This window comes from Plebeiibacterium sediminum (assembly GCF_026013605.1).
Classification (GTDB): Bacteria; Bacteroidota; Bacteroidia; order Bacteroidales; family Marinilabiliaceae; genus Saccharicrinis; species Saccharicrinis sediminus.
The window spans coordinates 1-17,886 of the sequence record NZ_JAPDPJ010000038.1; the positions used below are offsets into that span (position 1 = coordinate 1).

The 17,886-nt window shown below is 32.2% G+C and carries 15 protein-coding genes; 10 read left to right on the top strand and 5 right to left on the bottom strand.

Annotation, left to right across the window (positions count from 1 at the left end; genetic code table 11):
• The coding region (locus OM075_RS15290; RefSeq protein WP_301191404.1) for an IS3 family transposase at nt 1-347 on the bottom strand (347 nt) is incomplete at its 3' end.
• Nucleotides 348-630: 283 nt separating this feature from the next.
• Between OM075_RS15290 and OM075_RS15295 the strand changes: the two genes are divergently transcribed.
• Both OM075_RS15295 and OM075_RS15300 read left to right on the top strand, forming a co-directional pair.
• The gene (locus OM075_RS15295) at nt 631-906 is read left to right on the top strand and encodes a transposase (protein ID WP_301191405.1); all 276 of its coding nucleotides are present in this window, start codon (nt 631-633) and stop codon (nt 904-906) included.
• A 35-nt stretch (nt 907-941) separates the two neighbouring features.
• Complete coding sequence (locus OM075_RS15300; RefSeq protein WP_301191406.1) at nt 942-1,181, top strand: hypothetical protein; 240 nt, start codon at nt 942-944, stop codon at nt 1,179-1,181.
• 607 nt (nt 1,182-1,788) lie between these two features.
• On the opposite strand, the gene OM075_RS15305 is transcribed toward OM075_RS15300, so the two are convergent.
• Entirely contained in the window at nt 1,789-2,484 is a 696-nt protein-coding gene (locus OM075_RS15305) for an ABC transporter ATP-binding protein (RefSeq protein ID WP_301191407.1), read from the bottom strand.
• Between the two features lie 13 nt (nt 2,485-2,497).
• Nucleotides 2,498-3,970: a DUF5687 family protein gene (locus OM075_RS15310; protein WP_301191408.1), complete on the bottom strand. Its 1,473-nt coding sequence runs from the start codon at nt 3,968-3,970 to the stop codon at nt 2,498-2,500.
• 281 nt (nt 3,971-4,251) lie between these two features.
• Between OM075_RS15310 and OM075_RS15315 the strand changes: the two genes are divergently transcribed.
• Together OM075_RS15315 and OM075_RS15320 are read left to right on the top strand one after the other, a co-directional pair.
• Nucleotides 4,252-5,475: an OmpP1/FadL family transporter gene (locus OM075_RS15315; RefSeq protein ID WP_301191409.1), complete on the top strand. Its 1,224-nt coding sequence runs from the start codon at nt 4,252-4,254 to the stop codon at nt 5,473-5,475.
• 25 nt (nt 5,476-5,500) lie between these two features.
• Nucleotides 5,501-6,733, top strand: coding sequence for an SGNH/GDSL hydrolase family protein (locus OM075_RS15320; protein ID WP_301191410.1), 1,233 nt, complete (start codon nt 5,501-5,503; stop codon nt 6,731-6,733).
• Nucleotides 6,734-6,857: 124 nt separating this feature from the next.
• Here the strand turns inward: OM075_RS15320 and OM075_RS15325 are convergent, their stop codons facing one another.
• Nucleotides 6,858-8,897: a M13 family metallopeptidase gene (locus tag OM075_RS15325; protein WP_301191411.1), complete on the bottom strand. Its 2,040-nt coding sequence runs from the start codon at nt 8,895-8,897 to the stop codon at nt 6,858-6,860.
• A gap of 270 nt (nt 8,898-9,167) precedes the next feature.
• Between OM075_RS15325 and OM075_RS15330 the strand changes: the two genes are divergently transcribed.
• From OM075_RS15330 to OM075_RS15355, 6 genes are all read left to right on the top strand, one after another.
• A complete protein-coding gene (locus OM075_RS15330; RefSeq protein WP_301191412.1) occupies nt 9,168-10,490 on the top strand; it encodes a dihydrolipoamide acetyltransferase family protein in 1,323 nt (440 codons plus the stop codon).
• A gap of 31 nt (nt 10,491-10,521) precedes the next feature.
• Entirely contained in the window at nt 10,522-12,570 is a 2,049-nt protein-coding gene (locus OM075_RS15335; RefSeq protein ID WP_301191413.1) for an alpha-ketoacid dehydrogenase subunit alpha/beta, read from the top strand.
• Nucleotides 12,571-12,588: 18 nt separating this feature from the next.
• Nucleotides 12,589-13,095 (top strand): flavodoxin, encoded by a 507-nt coding sequence (locus OM075_RS15340; protein WP_301191414.1) that lies wholly within the window; start codon nt 12,589-12,591, stop codon nt 13,093-13,095.
• A 1,078-nt stretch (nt 13,096-14,173) separates the two neighbouring features.
• Entirely contained in the window at nt 14,174-14,656 is a 483-nt protein-coding gene (locus OM075_RS15345; RefSeq protein ID WP_301191415.1) for a helix-turn-helix domain-containing protein, read from the top strand.
• A 238-nt stretch (nt 14,657-14,894) separates the two neighbouring features.
• The gene (locus OM075_RS15350; protein ID WP_301191416.1) at nt 14,895-15,668 is read left to right on the top strand and encodes a dihydroorotate dehydrogenase electron transfer subunit; all 774 of its coding nucleotides are present in this window, start codon (nt 14,895-14,897) and stop codon (nt 15,666-15,668) included.
• On the top strand, nt 15,662-16,576 hold the full coding sequence (locus OM075_RS15355) for a dihydroorotate dehydrogenase (RefSeq protein ID WP_301191417.1): 915 nt from the start codon (nt 15,662-15,664) through the stop codon (nt 16,574-16,576). The genes OM075_RS15350 and OM075_RS15355 overlap by 7 nt, the downstream gene beginning before the upstream one ends.
• Nucleotides 16,577-16,640: 64 nt before the next feature.
• Here the strand turns inward: OM075_RS15355 and OM075_RS15360 are convergent, their stop codons facing one another.
• Nucleotides 16,641-17,801 carry a hypothetical protein gene (locus tag OM075_RS15360; RefSeq protein ID WP_301191418.1) on the bottom strand — a complete coding sequence of 387 codons (1,161 nt, stop codon included), beginning with the start codon at nt 17,799-17,801 and terminating at the stop codon, nt 16,641-16,643.
• Nucleotides 17,802-17,886 lie beyond the last annotated feature (85 nt).

A 17,886-nucleotide genomic window follows, 5' to 3' on the forward strand; every position in this document is an offset into this window, starting at 1 on the left:
GATACCCAAACTTGTCCTGATTCCTGAGCTTTAAAATTTCTTTTCAAATGATTTTCAGATATCAGATACGAATGTTTTGAGTCTGTTGTAGTCACTTTATATTTCTTTTGCACAATGCTTTTAAGTCCTTCTGCTTGCATTATTCTGGCAACTCTGGGTCGAGAAGCTTTAATGCCTCTGGTGTGTAATTCAATGGTTATTCTTGGACTTCCATAACGCCCTTTACTTTCCTGATATATAGATCTAATTTCTTTTTTTATTCGAGCGGTTTCTAATGCTTGTTTTGAAGGTGCTCTATTTAACCAATTATAATAACTGCTTCTACAAACACCTAATACTTGACACATCTTCTCAACACTAAATACGTTGTTATATAACTTTATAAACTTGAATTTTTGCTGTCCCCCCGCAAGTGCGCGATTTTATCGCGTTCTCAAGCTGTAAATAAGCAAATCACACACATTTAATTTTAATTAATAAGCATGTTATCTTGGTAATTTTATGTTAATAATAACACGAATCAATCGTGCAGTAGCATTAGTTTATTCAGTGAATGCTATGCTACTTGTTTAAATTTGAGAATTTATTTTACATTTAGGTTTTGAAATTAAGCTAACCAAACTTTAATATATGAGCCGTAACTATAAATTTCATAATCCAGAAGGTGTTTACTTTGTAAGCTTTGCAGTAGTTGAATGGTTAGATGTATTTACCAGAAACGAATACAAAGATATAATTATCGATAGCTTACGATATTGTCAAAAAGAAAAGGGTATGGAAATATTTGCATGGTGCATTATGACCAATCATGTTCATTTAATTTTTAGAATTATAAATGGTCAAAAACCTGAATTACTTTTAGGAGATTTTAAGCGATTACCAGTAAGGCTATTGTTAATGCAATAAAAGCTAATCCAAGAGAAAGCAGAAAGGGGTGGTTATTGGAGCAATTTGAAGAAGCAGGTAAAAAATTATCCAATGTAAATAAATATCAGTTTTGGAGACATGATAATAAACCGATTGAGTTATGGAGTAATAAAGCGATTGATGATAAGATCAATTATATACATAACAATCCTGTAGAAGGAGGTTTTGTTTATAAACTTGAAGAATATGTTTATAGTAGTGCAAAAGATTATGCTGGAGAATTAGGTTTATTAGGGGGTGTTGTTGTAAAGTGATAGATTCACACGATGAAATCGTACGATAGCATAGGGAAATCTTTACTGATACCAAAGTTATTGGAGAAAGTGATTTTGCAAAATATTCAAACTGGAGCAATTATGAAGAGGTGGTAAATAATCATATAGAAAATGAATAACTATGAAGTTTGTGTATGCAATTATAGGATTTTTAGTGTTTTTTGTAATAAGTTTATTGCGCTTTCATTTATTTCATGAAGTTTCATGGAAAAAGTCATTAACAATCTCCTTAGTCGTTGGAATAGTTGTTTTTGTAGGAATATTGATATTTATGTAATAAAATAAAAGCCCCGTTTGGGGCTTTTTTGTGCTAATTGTTGTTGCATATCCTTTTGAAATAGAAAGGCTTTTAAGAATGATTTAACACATTTGCGGTCTTCCTCCCCCAGCTAGTGCGCGATTTCATCGCGTTCTCAAGCTGTAAATTATTATAACACAAGCAATAATATTTGTAGGTTTAAGGTCTATGGCGACCATCTCCACTGCTCCAGTAAGTATTATATATTGTTGTAAAGAATACAAAACAAAAAGAGCTGCAATGTAAAAACTTGCAGCTCAATTTATGATCTGATATGACATATTTCTATCAAACAGAAAAATAATTTTCCAGTTTTGCCATGGTTTCACTTGATGTTTTAACATCATCAACAATCTGCCCTTTTTCCAGGATGACAATGCGCGTACACAATTCAGCCACATGATTTAAGTCGTGACTGGAAATTAGTACTGTACTGTTGTTTTGTGCTGCAAACTCTTTTAAAATATCTCTTAATCGGTATTGAGAAGTAGGATCCAGGTTGCTAAATGGCTCATCTAAAACAACAGTTTGTGGATTACCAATTAAAGTTCCAATAACACCTATCTTTTGCTGATTTCCTTTGGAGTAGCTTCTAATGTACTTTTGTTTGCCATCCAGTTCTCCGTTAAAGAATTCAGCATATTTAGTAATAAATTCCTGAATTTCTTCCTTCGAAATATTTTTCAGCTGACCAATCATTTCAAAATATTCTTTGGGAGTTAAATAGCTGATTAAAAACTTCTCATCCAAATAGGCAGATGTAAATGCTTTCCAATCTTCGGATTGATGTACCGGTATCTGGTCAATTTCAATGGTACCTTCCGAAAGCCTTACTAAATCTAACAGGGCACTAAACATAGTAGTTTTACCAGCTCCATTATTTCCAACAAGTCCAAATATTTCACCATTATTAATTTGTAATTCTTCTACATTTAATACGGTGGTACCACCATATTTTTTTACAATATTATTAAGCGTTATCATAGTTTAAGTTGTTTTATTGTTTGTAATCAAATAGCATTCGGTGTTTATTTTCACTGTATTTCTTCAAAATGTATGTCATTATTGAATTATGAAATACAATACCTAAAGCACCTATTGCCGAAAAGCATGCATATGCAATCAATGCACTAAATAAATATTTTAGTAAAAAGAATAATAATAATGGCCCCAGGATAATCACAAAACCCATAATCCACTGCGAAGCTCCTGTTCCCTGATAGTTCATAAACGAACTTTGCGATAAATCAATAGGTTTGGAACTAAATGATCCCATCCATAGTACCAAATGACTTGTAAATCCTATATTAAATAAGGCCATTACGGCATTAACCATTAATATTTTGGTACCATAAATCATGTAGATGGTTGAAATAATATAGGCACCAATGGTTGAAATCATAAATAAGAAATATTGGGTATTCAACATTTCTTTTATACCAACATTTCTTGTCATTAAAAATGGGTAGTACTGCGAGTGCCAGGCAGGAGTAAATTGGCCATAGCTAATACTAAATCCACCGGTAATCATTAAACCTGCAATAACCAATAAAAAGTCTTGCTCATTAATATTATTATTTCTGTAAATAACAAAACCATAAAAAAGCAAAATAATAACACTAAACAAAGCCGTTTTTGCTCTTTTATTACGTGTTATGAGCTTTAATTCAAGAGCTAAGTAGGTTCCTATGTTTCCGAGTTTAGTAGTCCATGCAAAATCATATGTGTTTTGCTTTTTTTCGGTAGGAAGAATTCCTGAATCCAAATATAGGTTCTCGTTAATACTTTTGATATTAAATAAATAAATTGGAATACAGGCTAATACAGGTAAGATTCCTAAAATTGGATAAGCTAATACAAGCGATAAATAATATCCAAACCATTGGGCAATAGGTAATATGGAATAAATTGAAAGAACAAAAAGTGAAATGCCTACCACATACAATAGCATGATTATTTGTTGTCTTGAAGGAGCAGATCGTTTTACCAAAATGGCAACTAAATGATCCATACAAACCAATCCTAAAATACAGATAAACCAACCACCAATGTTAATGGAATCATATTGGCCGGGTAGTTCTTTAAACATAAAAGGAATTACAATATACCAGGGAAGCAAATTAAAGAAATTGAGAAATGATTTGTTGACTACAAATTGCGAGATCTTTTTCTTTTTAATAGGCATAGTTAAAAGTGGAATAACATCAACAACCGGAATTTCCTGAATCAATTGACGTAATAATGCACTAATTAATAGATACATCCAAAATAGCTGATTAAATAGATCAACATAATTTTCACCGGGAAAAAAGCGATCAAAAATGGTAGGTAACGTAAATCCTACAGATAAAAAAGCGATGGAGAAATAAATGCCGAAAAAAATAATGACAAACTTAATGCCTTTGCTTTTTTTCCAATAAGCTGATCGCGCAAAGGATTTCCTGTTTAGAGTAAGTAAAATAGGTTTCATTGATAGTTAAATATTAATTAATCAAACAAATATAACTAAATCAAAGGAAAATAAGAAGGTATTCGACCAATAAATTCTACTGCAGAACTAATATATTCAAATATTCAATCTTGCATTATATTTTGCTATATATCAATACGATAAATCAATTAGTCTATTTGACGTATTTGTTCGTTTATTGAATTTATTGATTTGACTCATTAAAATTGATATTAATATATGTTTTTAAAAGAATATTGTTTGTACGTTGCATCCCATTTTTAAAATTAAAAAATAATAGAATGCAAAAAATCATTATTGTGGTGGCTTTTCTTGCTTTATGCTTAAATTCAAAAGCAGAAGGCTATCAGGTAAATGCTCAAAGTCATAAAAATATAGCAATGGGGCATACCGGAACGGGATTAAGTCTTGGTGCTTCATCTGTTCATTTTAACCCAGGGGCGTTAGGGTTAATGGAAAAAAAATACGATTTTTCATTAGGAGGAATATTGGTATTGTCTGATGTAGCCTTTTCAAAACAGAATTCTACTTATCAAGCCAATACTGAAAGTCCAACAGGAACACCTTTTTATTTTTATGGTGCTGCAAAACTAAATGATAAGTTTGTAGCCAGTTTAGGAGTTACAACTCCATATGGTAACTCGTTAGCATGGAATAAAGAATGGGATGGAAGATATTTAATTCAGGATATCTCATTAAAAGCCATTGTTGCTCAACCAACATTATCTTATAAAATATCAGATAAATTAGGATTTGGTATCGGAGCTATGATTGTTTATGGTGCTGTAGATTTAAACAGAGCTCTTCCTGTTCAGAATGGTAATGAAGAAGGAAGTGTTAACCTATCCGGATCAACAGTTTCTTTAGGGTTCAATACTGGTCTGTATTATAAAGTAAGTGATGCTTTTTCTCTGGGCTTAAACTATCGATCAAAAGTAGCCATGAAAATGGAGGATGGAGATGCTGATTTTAATGTTCCGGCTTCTTTATCAGCTAGTTTTCCAGCGGGTAATAAGTTTGATGCAGAATTACCATTGCCAGCTAACTTAACTTTAGGGGCAGGATTTAAAGTAAATGATAAATTAACACTGGCTTGTGATTTACAGTATGTATTCTGGAATGCCTATGATGAGTTAGTATTTGATTTTGAAATGAATACGCCTCAGCTTGCAGATTCAAGAAATCCAAGAGAATATGAAAATACATTAATTTATAGATTAGGTGCTCAATATACCTTTACTGATAAATTAACTGTAAGAGCAGGTGTTTATTACGATGAAACACCTATTTCAGATAACTATCTGAATCCTGAAACTCCGGGTATGAATAAAGTAGGTTTATCTATTGGTGGATCGTTTAATATCAATGATAAATTAAGCGTTGATGCTTCACTATTATATATCTATGGAATTGAAAGAGAAGCAGGATACGAGCCAGCAAATTTCTATGGAACTTATAATAGTCAGGCTTTCTTACCAGGAATTGGATTTTCATATTCATTTTAATTGACTTATTGAAAACAAAAAGATTATGCAAAAAATTAAATATTTAGCACTTGTTTTAAGTATCGTTTTATTTACGCAGTGCGAATTAGATCATGATGATTTTCAGGCTTCAAGTGCGGATGTAGATTTTTCACATTTTGTTGCTTTAGGAGATTCTTATACAGCAGGATATACCGATGGCGCATTAGGTCGATCAGGTCAGGAAAATGGTTTTAGTTATATATTAGCCAAACAGTTAGAGTATGTAGGTAGCGAAGGATATGTTCAACCTTTGGTACAATCATCAAGTAGTATCGGAAGTGCAGGAAATAGCTATTATCAGCTTAAAGCTGCAAACAGCTCATTAAGTCCGGTTCCTGGTATTGGTGATCAGGCTATTTTTGCGGAGCGTGTTTATGATGCCAGTAATCCTGTTCAGAACTTAGGTGTTCCTGGAGCAAAGTCATTTCATCTTTTAGCAACAGCAGTTAGTGCTGAGCCTTTGATGTATTATTCTCAGGCAAATCCGTTTTTCGGAAGATTCGCAAGTAGCACAGAAACAAGTATTATAGCTGATGCTGTAGCTCAAAATCCTACCTTTATTTCTTTATGGATTGGAAATAATGATGTGTTAACATATGCCTTAGCTGGAGGTGAAGCAGATGCAGTTACACCTGCAGAGCAATATGCACAGTACTTATCAGTTATTGCTTCAACATTATTTGCAAACGGAACTAAAGGTGTAATTGCTACTATTCCTGATATTGAAACAATACCTTATATCAACTATATTTTATCAAATGGATTTCTTCCTTTGGTCATTGAGGATGATCAGGTTCCGGGAGGAATTCGTCAATTGGTTGAAGGAGAGAAGGTGCTACTTCCAGCAAGTACATTGTTACAGGCGGGATATGGTCAAAGTGCTGAAATGCCTTTACCAGCCGAGTATGTTTTAGATCTGGAAGAAATTCAGAATATTAAAACAGCAACAATTGCTTATAATCAAACAATAGCAACTATTGCATCTCAATATAACTTAGCTTTGGTTGATTTAAATGCAGTGATGAATAAAGCGCATACACAAGGTTATATTATTGATGGTAATGTATATAATTCAACATTTGTTTCAGGAGGTGTTTTTTCTTTAGATGGAATTCATGCTACAGGAAGAGGATCTGCTATTATTGCCAATGAGTTTATTAAAGCAATAAATCATACTTATAATTGCAGTATTCCTTATGCAACGGTTAATGAATATAGTGCTGTAGTTTATCCGTAATTAAAGAATTTAAATATTTTATAAAAGCAGGTCTTTATCTATAATGACCTGCTTTTTTTATACATAAAAAAAAGCTGCTCCAACTAAGGAACAGCTTTCGTTATATTGTTTGATAATAGTTGAACTACCAAATAATGGCTCTTTCTTCCGGTTTAATATACATTGCTGCAGTTTCATCAATACCAAATGTATCGTAAAACTCCTGAATGTTAGGAAGTGGTCCGTTTACTCTGAACTTACCTAAAGAGTGTGGATCTGTTTTTGTTCTTCTTATAATTTCCTTATCTCTAATATTTTGAGCCCAGATTCCTGCGTAAGATAAATAAAATCTTTCCTTATCTGTTAAACCACCAATTTCAGGAATATCTTTACCATTAGTTGCATTTAAATAAGCTGTATATGCAATATTTAAACCTCCTAAATCAGCAATATTCTCACCTAATGTAAATTCTCCATTTGCTTTAAGTGTATCAATAACAGTAAAGTTGTTAAATTCTTCAGCTAATACTTTTGTGCGAGCATTAAATTTCTCTGTATCATCTTCTGTCCACCAGGTTCTTAAATTACCTTCTTTATCGTATTTAGCCCCCTGATCATCGAAGCCGTGTGTCATTTCATGGCCGATTACAACACCAATAGCACCATAGTTTACTGCATCATCACCATCTAAATAAAAGAAAGGAGGTTGAAGAATTGCAGCAGGGAAAACGATCTCATTTACAGAAGGATTGTAGTAAGCGTTTACTGTCTGCGGACTCATGTGCCACTCTTCTTTATCAACTGGTTTTCCAATTTTCTCAATATTAAAATTGAAATCAAATTGGTTAGAGGCCAATACATTCTTAACATATGAATCAGAAACAACTTCTAATTTAGAGTAGTCTCTCCATTTGTTAGGATAACCAATTTTAACAGTAATTGCAGCTAATTTTTCTTCAGCAGCAGCTTTAGTTTCTTCTCCCATCCACTCAAGATTCTCAATTCTTTGTTTAAATCCAAGTCTAAGGTTTTCAACCAATTTTACCATTCTTTCTTTGGCTCTTGCAGGAAAATATTTCTCTACAAATAATTGACCAATTGGTTCACCTAAAGCAGCATTAGTAGTTCCCTGAACTCTTTTCCATCTAGGTTGCATTGTTTCAGTTCCCTGAATTGTTTTTCCGTATAATTCAAAGCTTGCATTTACATAGGCAGAACCTAAATAAGAACTCATGTTACGAATTACAAATGCCTCAAGATATTTTTTTACCACCTCAATATCCTGACTCCCTAAGATATTACCCAAATCCTTAAAATATGGAACCTGACTAATATTCACTTCTTCAGGAGTACTAATAGGAAGCGCTTCAAAGTATTTATTCCAGTTAAAATCAGGATATTCAGTAGCAAGTTCGCTTCCTTTTATTTTATTATAAGTAAGGTGAGGATCTCTGTTTTGTAATCTTGTATAAAAAGTTTCAGCCATTAAATACTCTAAATCATAGATCTTTTTAGAATATTCAGAAGCTGTAGCTTCATCATTTCCTTCAAATGATAAGATTTTATTCAGAAATGTACGATAAGCTTCTTGTACTTTTACTGATTCTTCATCCTTTTGTAAATAATAATCTCTGTCTGGTAAGCCGATTCCATTATGTCCCATATGGGCAATATTCATAGAACTGTTTTTGTCATCAGCACCTACATACAAATAAAAGAATGGATACATTTGGTAAGTATGTAAAAATCCAATAGTATAAGCTAAATCATCGGTGTTTTTAACTTCTTTAATTTGATTCAGGATAGGATTTAAATTAGTTAAGCCTTCTTTTTCAACAGCTAAACTATCCATACCAGAGTTATAGAAATCTCCGATTTTTTTAGCAATACTATTTGGTGTGCTATTTTTTTGAGCCTCTTCAAAAATAATTTTTAATTTTTCTTTATTACTTTCAGATAGCTCATCAAAACTTCCATACCTACTTTTATCGTCCGGTAATGGATTATTTTTCATCCAGGTAGTATTGGCATAAGCATAAAAATTATCACCTGGTTTAACCTCTTTATTTAACTGTTCTTCAGTTAAATCGGGAACCTGTTTAGAGTCTGTTTTTGGTGAAGGGGAACAAGCCACCAATAACATTAATGCACCTCCAACAGCATGTTTAAAATTTAAGTGTTTCATTAATATTGATTGTTTAATTTCAAATTTTTTACGAAGATAATAGTAATGATTTTGTAAAACTAAAATATTATTTAGAACCATTTTCAATTAATGTTGTTTATTAAACGAAACTCTAATTGAAATCATAGTTTTTTTAGAGGCTTTTTTATAAATTAAGATTCATGTTAAGATCTTATAATAAGCTTATTATGATTACTATGTTTCTATAGATAATAACAATAATTAATTAGTAATTGCTATAAAATATAATTAGCGGTAAACATTACAAATATGTCAACATTTGAAATCCTTATGCCTAAAATGGGCGAAAGCGTTGAAGAGGCTACTATCACAAAGTGGTTTGTATCAGTAGGTGATAAAATTGAAGAAGATGATGTTTTATTGGAAATTGCAACTGATAAAGTTGATTCTGAAATACCTTCTCCTGTAGCTGGTACGGTAAAAGAAATTTTATATGAAACCGATGCTTTGGTTGCAGTTGGAAAACCTGTGGCTATTATTGCTCTTGAAGGAGAAGATTCTGATGATTCTGATAATGAAGTTTCAGCAGAAGAAAACATTGAAGAGTCAGTAAACAAGGTAATTGAAGAAAATACTTCTTCAGAAGCTCCTGATTTTTCAAAGTCCGATCGCTTTTATTCTCCATTGGTTAAAAGTATTGCTAAGGAAGAAGGTATCAGTCTTAGCGAACTTGATTCTATTAAAGGTACAGGTAAAGATAACAGAGTAACTAAGGAAGACATCCTGAATTATGTAAATAACAGAGGAAAGTCTGAAGCTAAAGTTGAAAAAGCTGCTCAACCAGTTAAAGCTGAACAGCCAAAATCAGCACCAGCAGCTGCTCAGGTTGCTACTCCTCAAAGACCACCTGTTTCTATTGGTGCAGAAGATGACATTGTAGAAATGGATCGAATGAGAAAGATAATTGCCGATCATATGGTAATGTCAAAACAAGTTTCTCCTCACGTTACTGCAGTTGTGGAAGTAGATATGACCAATATTGTTTTATGGAGAAATAAAAACAAAGTGGCATTCCAGGAAAAATATGGTGAGAAAATTACATTTACTCCAATTTTCTTCGAAGCTGTTGCTAAGGCTTTAAGAGATTTTCCAGGTATTAATGCTTCCGTTGATGGTGATAAAATTATTTATCGTAAAAATGTAAACATCGGTATGGCCGTGGCTCTTCCTAGTGGTAACCTTATTGTACCGGTTGTTAAACAAGCCGATCATAAAAATTTACCAGGTTTAGCTGCAGATGTAAATCGTTTGGCTGGTTTAGCCCGTAATAATAAATTATCTCCGGATGATATTCAAGGTGGTACTTTTACGATTACAAACTTTGGTTCTTTCAAAAATATTATAGGAACACCTATTATAAATCAACCACAGGTAGCTATTTTGGCAACAGGTTCTATTGAAAAGAAACCAGCTGTAATTGAAACACCTACAGGAGATGTAATTGCTATACGTCATAAAATGTTCTTATCTATTTCTTACGATCACAGAATTGTTGATGGTGCTTTAGGTGGAAACTTTGTTCGACGTGTAGGAGATTATCTTGAGGAATTCGACATCAATAGAACAATTTAACATAAGTCTTTTGAATAAAAATATAGTAGTTATGAATTCAGACGTTCAACAGATATATAAAATAAAAACAACAGATAAGGAAACGCTGTTAAAATGGTATCATCTGCTTAGGTTAGGAAGAAGTTTAGATGACAGAGCTCCTAATTATCTTAAACAGGCAATTGGTTGGTCATATCACGCACCAGCTGCTGGTCACGATGCTATTCAATTGGCTATAGGTCAGGTTTTTGATAGGACTAAAGATCATTTATTTCCATACTACAGAGATCTACAAACATGTGTTTCTGCAGGTTTGACTCCTGAAGAAATCATTTATAATGGTATTTCAAAAGATACGGATGTTGCTGGTGGTGGTCGACATATGTCAAATCACTTTGCAAAGCCTGAATGGAATATTCACAATGTTTCATCGTGTACAGGAAACCATACATTACATGCAGCCGGTATTGCTCGAGCCATTAAAACATACGAATCCAAAGGTGTTGCAATTAGTTCACAAGGAGAATCTTCAGTATCAGAAGGATATGTTTACGAGGCTATTAACGGGGCATCAAAAGAACAACTTCCTGTTGTATTTGTATTTCAGGATAATGGATACGGTATTTCTGTACCAAAGAAAGATCAGCAGGCAAACCGCAAGGTAGCTAAGAACTTTGAAGGCCTTAAAAATTTACGCATTTTATATTGTAATGGTAAGGATGTATTTGATTCTATGAATACCATGACTGAAGCTGTAAAATGGGCTGAAGAAAACCAAAAACCAGTTATTGTTCATGCAAATTGTGTGCGCATACACTCGCATTCAAATTCCGACAGACATGAACTATACAGAGATAATGCGGAGCTGAATTATGTACAGGAATACGATCCTATTGCAAAGTATCGCAGACTTTTAGTTCGTTACGACAGAGCAACTGAAGATGAGTTGACAGCTATTGATGAACAAGTAAAAGCAGAAGTTAAAGCTGCCCACAAAGCAGGTATGAAAGCTCCGGATCCAAAACCGGAAAGTGTACATGATTTTGTATATGCACCAGCTTATCAGCCTCAAAAGTTTCCGGATGGTTTACATTCTGAAACATCTGAACCTAAAAAGTTAATCGAAGGGCTAAATGGTACTTTAAAAGAAGAATTTCGCAGAAATCCAGATACTTATATCTGGGGTCAGGATATGGCAAATAAAGATAAAGGTGGAATCTTTAATGTGTCAAAAGGAATGCAACAGGAGTTTGGCCATAAGCGTGTATTTAATGGACCAATTGCCGAAGATTATATTATGGGTACCGCTAACGGTATGTCTAGATTTAATAAAGACATTCGAATTGTAGTTGAAGGAGCTGAATTTGCTGATTATTTCTGGCCAGCAATGGAACAGTTTGTTGAAACCACCCATGAATATTGGAGAACAAAAGGTCAGTTCTCACCAAATATTACAGTACGCCTTGCTTCAGGAGGATACATAGGCGGTGGATTATACCACTCTCAAAATATTGAGGGCGCTTTATCTACTTTACCTGGTGTTAGAATTGTTTATCCTTCTTATGCTGATGATGCTGCAGGTTTATTGCGTACTTCGCTTAGATCAGAGGGTATGACTTTATTCTTAGAACCGAAAGCTTTGTATAATTCTCCTAAAGCAGCAACTCCAATTCCTGAAGAATTTGAAGTGCCGTTTGGTAAGGCTCGTATTCGTAGAGAAGGTGCTGATTTAACTATCGTAACATACGGAAATACAACACATATGTGTGTTGATGTTGCAGAAGAGATCTCAAAAGAAGGCCTGGCTGAAATAGAAGTAATTGACTTACGTACATTGGTTCCATTGGATCAGGAGACTATTATAGAATCTATTAAAAAGACTTCCAGAGTTCTTGTTGTACATGAAGATAAAGTATTTGGAGGATTTGGTGGTGAAGTTGCTGCAACAATATCTGATATAGCATTTAAATATCTTGATGCACCGATAAAAAGAGTTGGTTCAGAATTTACGCCTGTAGGCTTTAATAGAATTCTTGAAAAAGCTATTTTACCGGATACAGAAAAGATTGCTAAAGCAGCAAGAGAACTATTGGCATTTTAATCTAAAAAAGATGATATCATGAATAAAATAGGTTTATTTTACAGCTTTAATACTGTAAAAACAAAACAACAGGTTAATAAGATAAAGAAATCTCTTGGTGAAGATAACATTGAAGAAAAAAATGTTGAAGAAATTACTCAGGAGGAATTTAATAAATATAAAAATTACATTCTGGCAATTCCTACCTGGTTCGATGGTGAGTTACCAAATTATTGGGATGAGTTTTTACCAGCAATAGAAGACGATTCTTTTAAGGGAAAAACATTTGCTCTTTTTGGAGGTGGTGATCAAAAAGGTTATCCTGAAAACTTCGTGGATGGATTAGGCCTAATGGCTGATTTTATTGAAAAACGCGGTGGCAAAATCGTAGGCTTAACTTCAACTGAAGGTTACCAGTTTGAATCATCAAAGGCGCAACGAGGTGATAAATTTGTAGGATTGGCATTAGATATAGAAAATCAAGCAGCCCTAACTGAAGAGAGAGTTTCAAAATGGGTTGAGCAACTAAAAAAAGAATTTAAATAGAAACAAATTTTAAATTATAGAAAAGGGACATTGTTAAAGTGTCCCTTTTTTTTGTGCGATAATTTCCACTACACTATATAACATAATTAATGCACTCAGATTTTGTTATAATTATCTATTCTGATTCCTAATTAGGAATATTAAAAAAGCAGATTTACTCTATACAAAGCAAAAATTAACTTCACATTATAGGATTAACACCATGATATTATAAAACAAGCAAAACAAAGTGATCATTATCCAATATAATTCTAAAAGTATTGGAAATTTTATTTGTAGTGTTTACAAAGTAACAATTAAAGTAAATTGTATAGGTTACATATGTAATATGCTCTATTTATATATATGTTACATAAGTAAATGCGGTTAGCTAGGCAGTAATATTACATATGTCAATTACTTTTATATTTATAACTTCTAAATAGGAGAGAGGGATGCTTGTTTTGCTACATATATACAATCATTAACTTATCTCGAACATTCCTAATTAAATATTTTTATACAAATACCTTAAATACCTATATATCAGTTGTATATAGGTATTATATTTATATATAATTTAAACATAATGGAAAAAATAACCATTATTTACAATATAATGCGTAGATATCAATGGTAAAAATTTATTATATGCTTGTATACCAGCTTTTTAAAGATTTTATATGAAGTAAGAATTAAGTTTTAATAATTATAATGTCAAATATCACAATATCAAAACATTACAATAATAGAAATAAAAAAAAACGAATATTTTATCAAGTATTTGTAAAATATTAAATAACATTTATTTAATTATAAAGTACAGATATATAGTAATTTATATGATTTACATTAACTATTAAACGAATTGATATTTATAATAATTATTTAGATAGTGTTGTTAGAGAGAAAGTTAGTACTGATTTTTACAGATGTTAATAGTAAAATCAAATAAACATTTGTAAAATACATTTTATTGATTACATTTGTATCATTCAGAGATAAGATAGCAAATTACTTATGTAACAAATGTAATATGGCATTGAATTTACATATGTATTCATACAAATTACAATTGTTAGCATTATACAAATAGGCAATGAAATCAAGGTTACAGACATTATTAACTTCTGAGAAAATTACTTCCTCACGCTTTGCTGATATTATAGGAGTAAATCGTTCCAGTATATCTCATATATTATCAGGAAGAAATAATCCCAGTTTAGATATACTTCAAAAGGTATTAACCAAATTTCCACATATTAATCCGGATTGGTTATTATTAGGCCAGGGAAATATGCTTAGAAATAAGACTGAGGAGAAGCAAACACTTAAACAACCTTTTTCTACGTTATTTGAGAATAAGACGGTTAGAACGAATAGTAATATAGAGCCCAAAACAGAGCCAAAAAAGATATTTAAGGAGGAATTACCTAAACAACCTGAAAAGATCGAAGAAAAGCCTGTTGAGGAGCTTTCAAAGCCTGCTATTATTGATGTTGATAAGGCTGTTACGGAGAAAAAACTTGAAAAGATTGTATTCTTTTACTCTGACAAGTCATTTGAAGTGTTTCATCCTTAATTACATATGTAACTATTTGAAAATTATTTTTATTTCTATTATAAAATAGTTATAAATCCTCATAAATCAATGTTGCATATAAGTAGCAATCGATACTTAAACAACTATTCTGGCTTGATAAAGGTATTAATATGCATGTAGATCATTTACTACATTGCCTTTCTATACAAATTATCTATATTTGCATGATAAATATCCTTATGTTTACATAAGTAAACTTTCAATATCAAAGCTTTTTATGAAGAAAGTAGAATTATTAACCGTAACTAAAAATAGACGGATTAACAAGGAGTATGTCATTATACATGCTGCCAGCAATGAAAAATTACCGGAAATATTTCCTGGCCAATTCGTAGAAATCAAGGTTGAAAATGGACCGAATACATTTCTTAGACGACCTATTTCTATACATGAAGTGGATGAATCTAAGAATGAAATCATCTTATTAATCCAAGAAATTGGAGAAGGTAGCCGCTTGTTAGCTAAGTTAAGAGAAGGTGATACAATTGACCTTATTTATCCCTTAGGTAATGCCTTTTCTATTCCATCCAAGGGTAGTAAAGCCTTATTGGTTGGCGGCGGAGTTGGAGTTGCTCCAATGCTAATTTTAGGCAGAGTACTTAAGGAAAATGGTGTTGAGCCACACTTTCTATTAGGAGCACGTTCTAAAGAAATTTTAATGGAACTGGATAACTATGAAAAGATTGCAGAGGTAGGTGTTACCACTGAAGACGGTTCCTTAGGCATTAAAGGTTTTGTAACTGATCATCCTTTAATGAATGAAAAATTAGGCGAAATGGAAATTGTTTACACATGTGGACCAGATCCAATGATGAGAGCGGTAGCTAAAAAAGCTAAAGAAAAGGATATTAAATGTGAGGTTTCTTTGGAAAATTTAATGGCGTGTGGTATTGGTGCATGTTTATGTTGCGTTGTAGACACCAAAGACGGACATAAATGTACTTGTACTGAAGGACCGGTATTTGACACTAAAGAATTGAAAGAATGGTAAATTTAGGTATAGATTTAAATGGTTTGTCACTTAAAAATCCGGTGATGACAGCTTCTGGGACATTTGGTTTTGGAGAAGAATATGAGGATTTTATTAATATAGATGATTTAGGTGGTATTGTTGTTAAGGGTACAACTTTACATCACCGAGAAGGAAATCCTTATCCTAGAATGGCAGAAACTCCCAGTGGGATGCTTAATGCTGTTGGATTGCAAAATAAAGGTGTTGACTATTTTATAAGTGATATTTACCCTAGAATTAAGCACTATAAAACCGGAATATTTGTAAATGTTTCAGGATCTACCATAGAAGATTATATAGCAACTGCTGAAAAGATTAATGAATTAGAACATATACCAGGTATTGAACTTAATATATCTTGTCCTAATGTAAAGGAAGGTGGAATGGCTTTTGGTGTGCATTGTCCTTCAGCTGTAGCAGTTACAGAGGCTGTACGTAAAGTTTACAAAAAACACCTAATGGTTAAACTATCACCTAATGTTACAGATGTAACAGAGATTGCCAAAGGTGTAGAAGGTGTTGGTGCTGATAGTGTATCCCTAATAAACACATTATTGGGAATGGCTATTAATGTTGAGAAACGTAAACCTGCTTTATCTACCATTACTGGTGGATTATCCGGTCCATGTGTTAAACCGGTTGCTGTTCGTATGGTATGGCAGGTATTTAATGCTGTTAAAATTCCAATTGTAGGTATGGGAGGTATTATGAATGCCTATGATGCCATTGAGTTTATGTTAGCCGGTGCTACAGCAGTTCAAATTGGTACTGCAAACTTTATAGATCCAACTGTAACTATTAAAGTTATTGATGGAATAAAAGATTATATGACTCGTCATAATATATCTGACGTAAATGAATTAATCGGTGGAATGATCATCGAGTAATAGCATATTATAAAAAGATAGAGTGGTTGTTATATACTTCTCTATCTTTTTATTTACTATGCAATCAGCCCCATTTCCTTGACTGATAATTTTCTTTAGAGGTAATGTTTATTATTGGCTTAAAGTTATTTTTGATAAAGCTCCATTTATCAGGAAATTGCTTGAATAAAGTATTAATTCTATCCTTATTTTTACTTATAGAATCAGAAATTGCAGCAGCAGTAATGGGATTGTCCATAGATCTGCCAACGTTAGTACTGGTTAACTTTATTCCTTCATGAGAAATTTTTAAAGCATATCGTTCAAGTTTATCTAATAATTGTTGTGTCTTTTGTAATCTTTCAGGTAATATAATGTTTTCATATGTAATTTCTTCAGAATTTACATAAGTAACTTCTGAAATGTAATCTGCTTCTATAATTACTTGATTGGTATCTGAGTAACTATTCAACATCTTAGCATATTCAATAGCTTCATAAAGTGATTTTTTTAAATCATTAAATGATCCTTTAAATTGAATGATTTTTTCTATGGCATCTTTCTGATAAACATAATTAATTCCATCAGATTTACTGCATTCCTCAATCAAATCAGTTGCCCAGCCAATAATTAAATTTTCTAAACCCTGATTGTTTTCTTTATTTTCATTAGATTTCTTTTGAAATTGAATTACCTCTTGAGTTTTTTGGGCAAATCGCTTCATCTTATAATCCTGAGTCCAATAAATTTTACTTAAAGAAATAACTGACTTAGAAACCAGATGCCCGATAATGGTTTTATTTTGGGTACTCAATTTTGATTTTTCATGGTGTACACCAAACTGATCCAGTTCATCTTTAAAATAAACAAAAACCAGGTTTCTTTTACTACTGTTTAATTGTGGTATAGAAACTAACAGTATGAGGTTATTATACTCATTAAATATATTTAATTGACCAGAATTTATTTGCTTTTCTTCAAATGGAATTTGAGATTTATTTAACCATTTATATTGAATTCTTTCTCTTTGTAGTTGTTGTAAACTAATAATATCATCATCAATTATTAGTTCTTGTTCTACTAGTTGGTTATTCTGAAGAGATAGACATGTACCAAATAATTGATTTGTACCATCTTCAATGTTATAAATGCCTACAATTTTTTCAACTCCAACAACCATTTCTGTAATATGATTGATGACAGCAGAATAAAACTCTATGGTATGTAGCTGACTATTGCTGGTCATTTATGGGCATTTAATCTACAAATATACAAATTAAGCTATTTTTTAAGTATAAAATTAAGTATAATTTAAGCTTAAAATTAAGCTA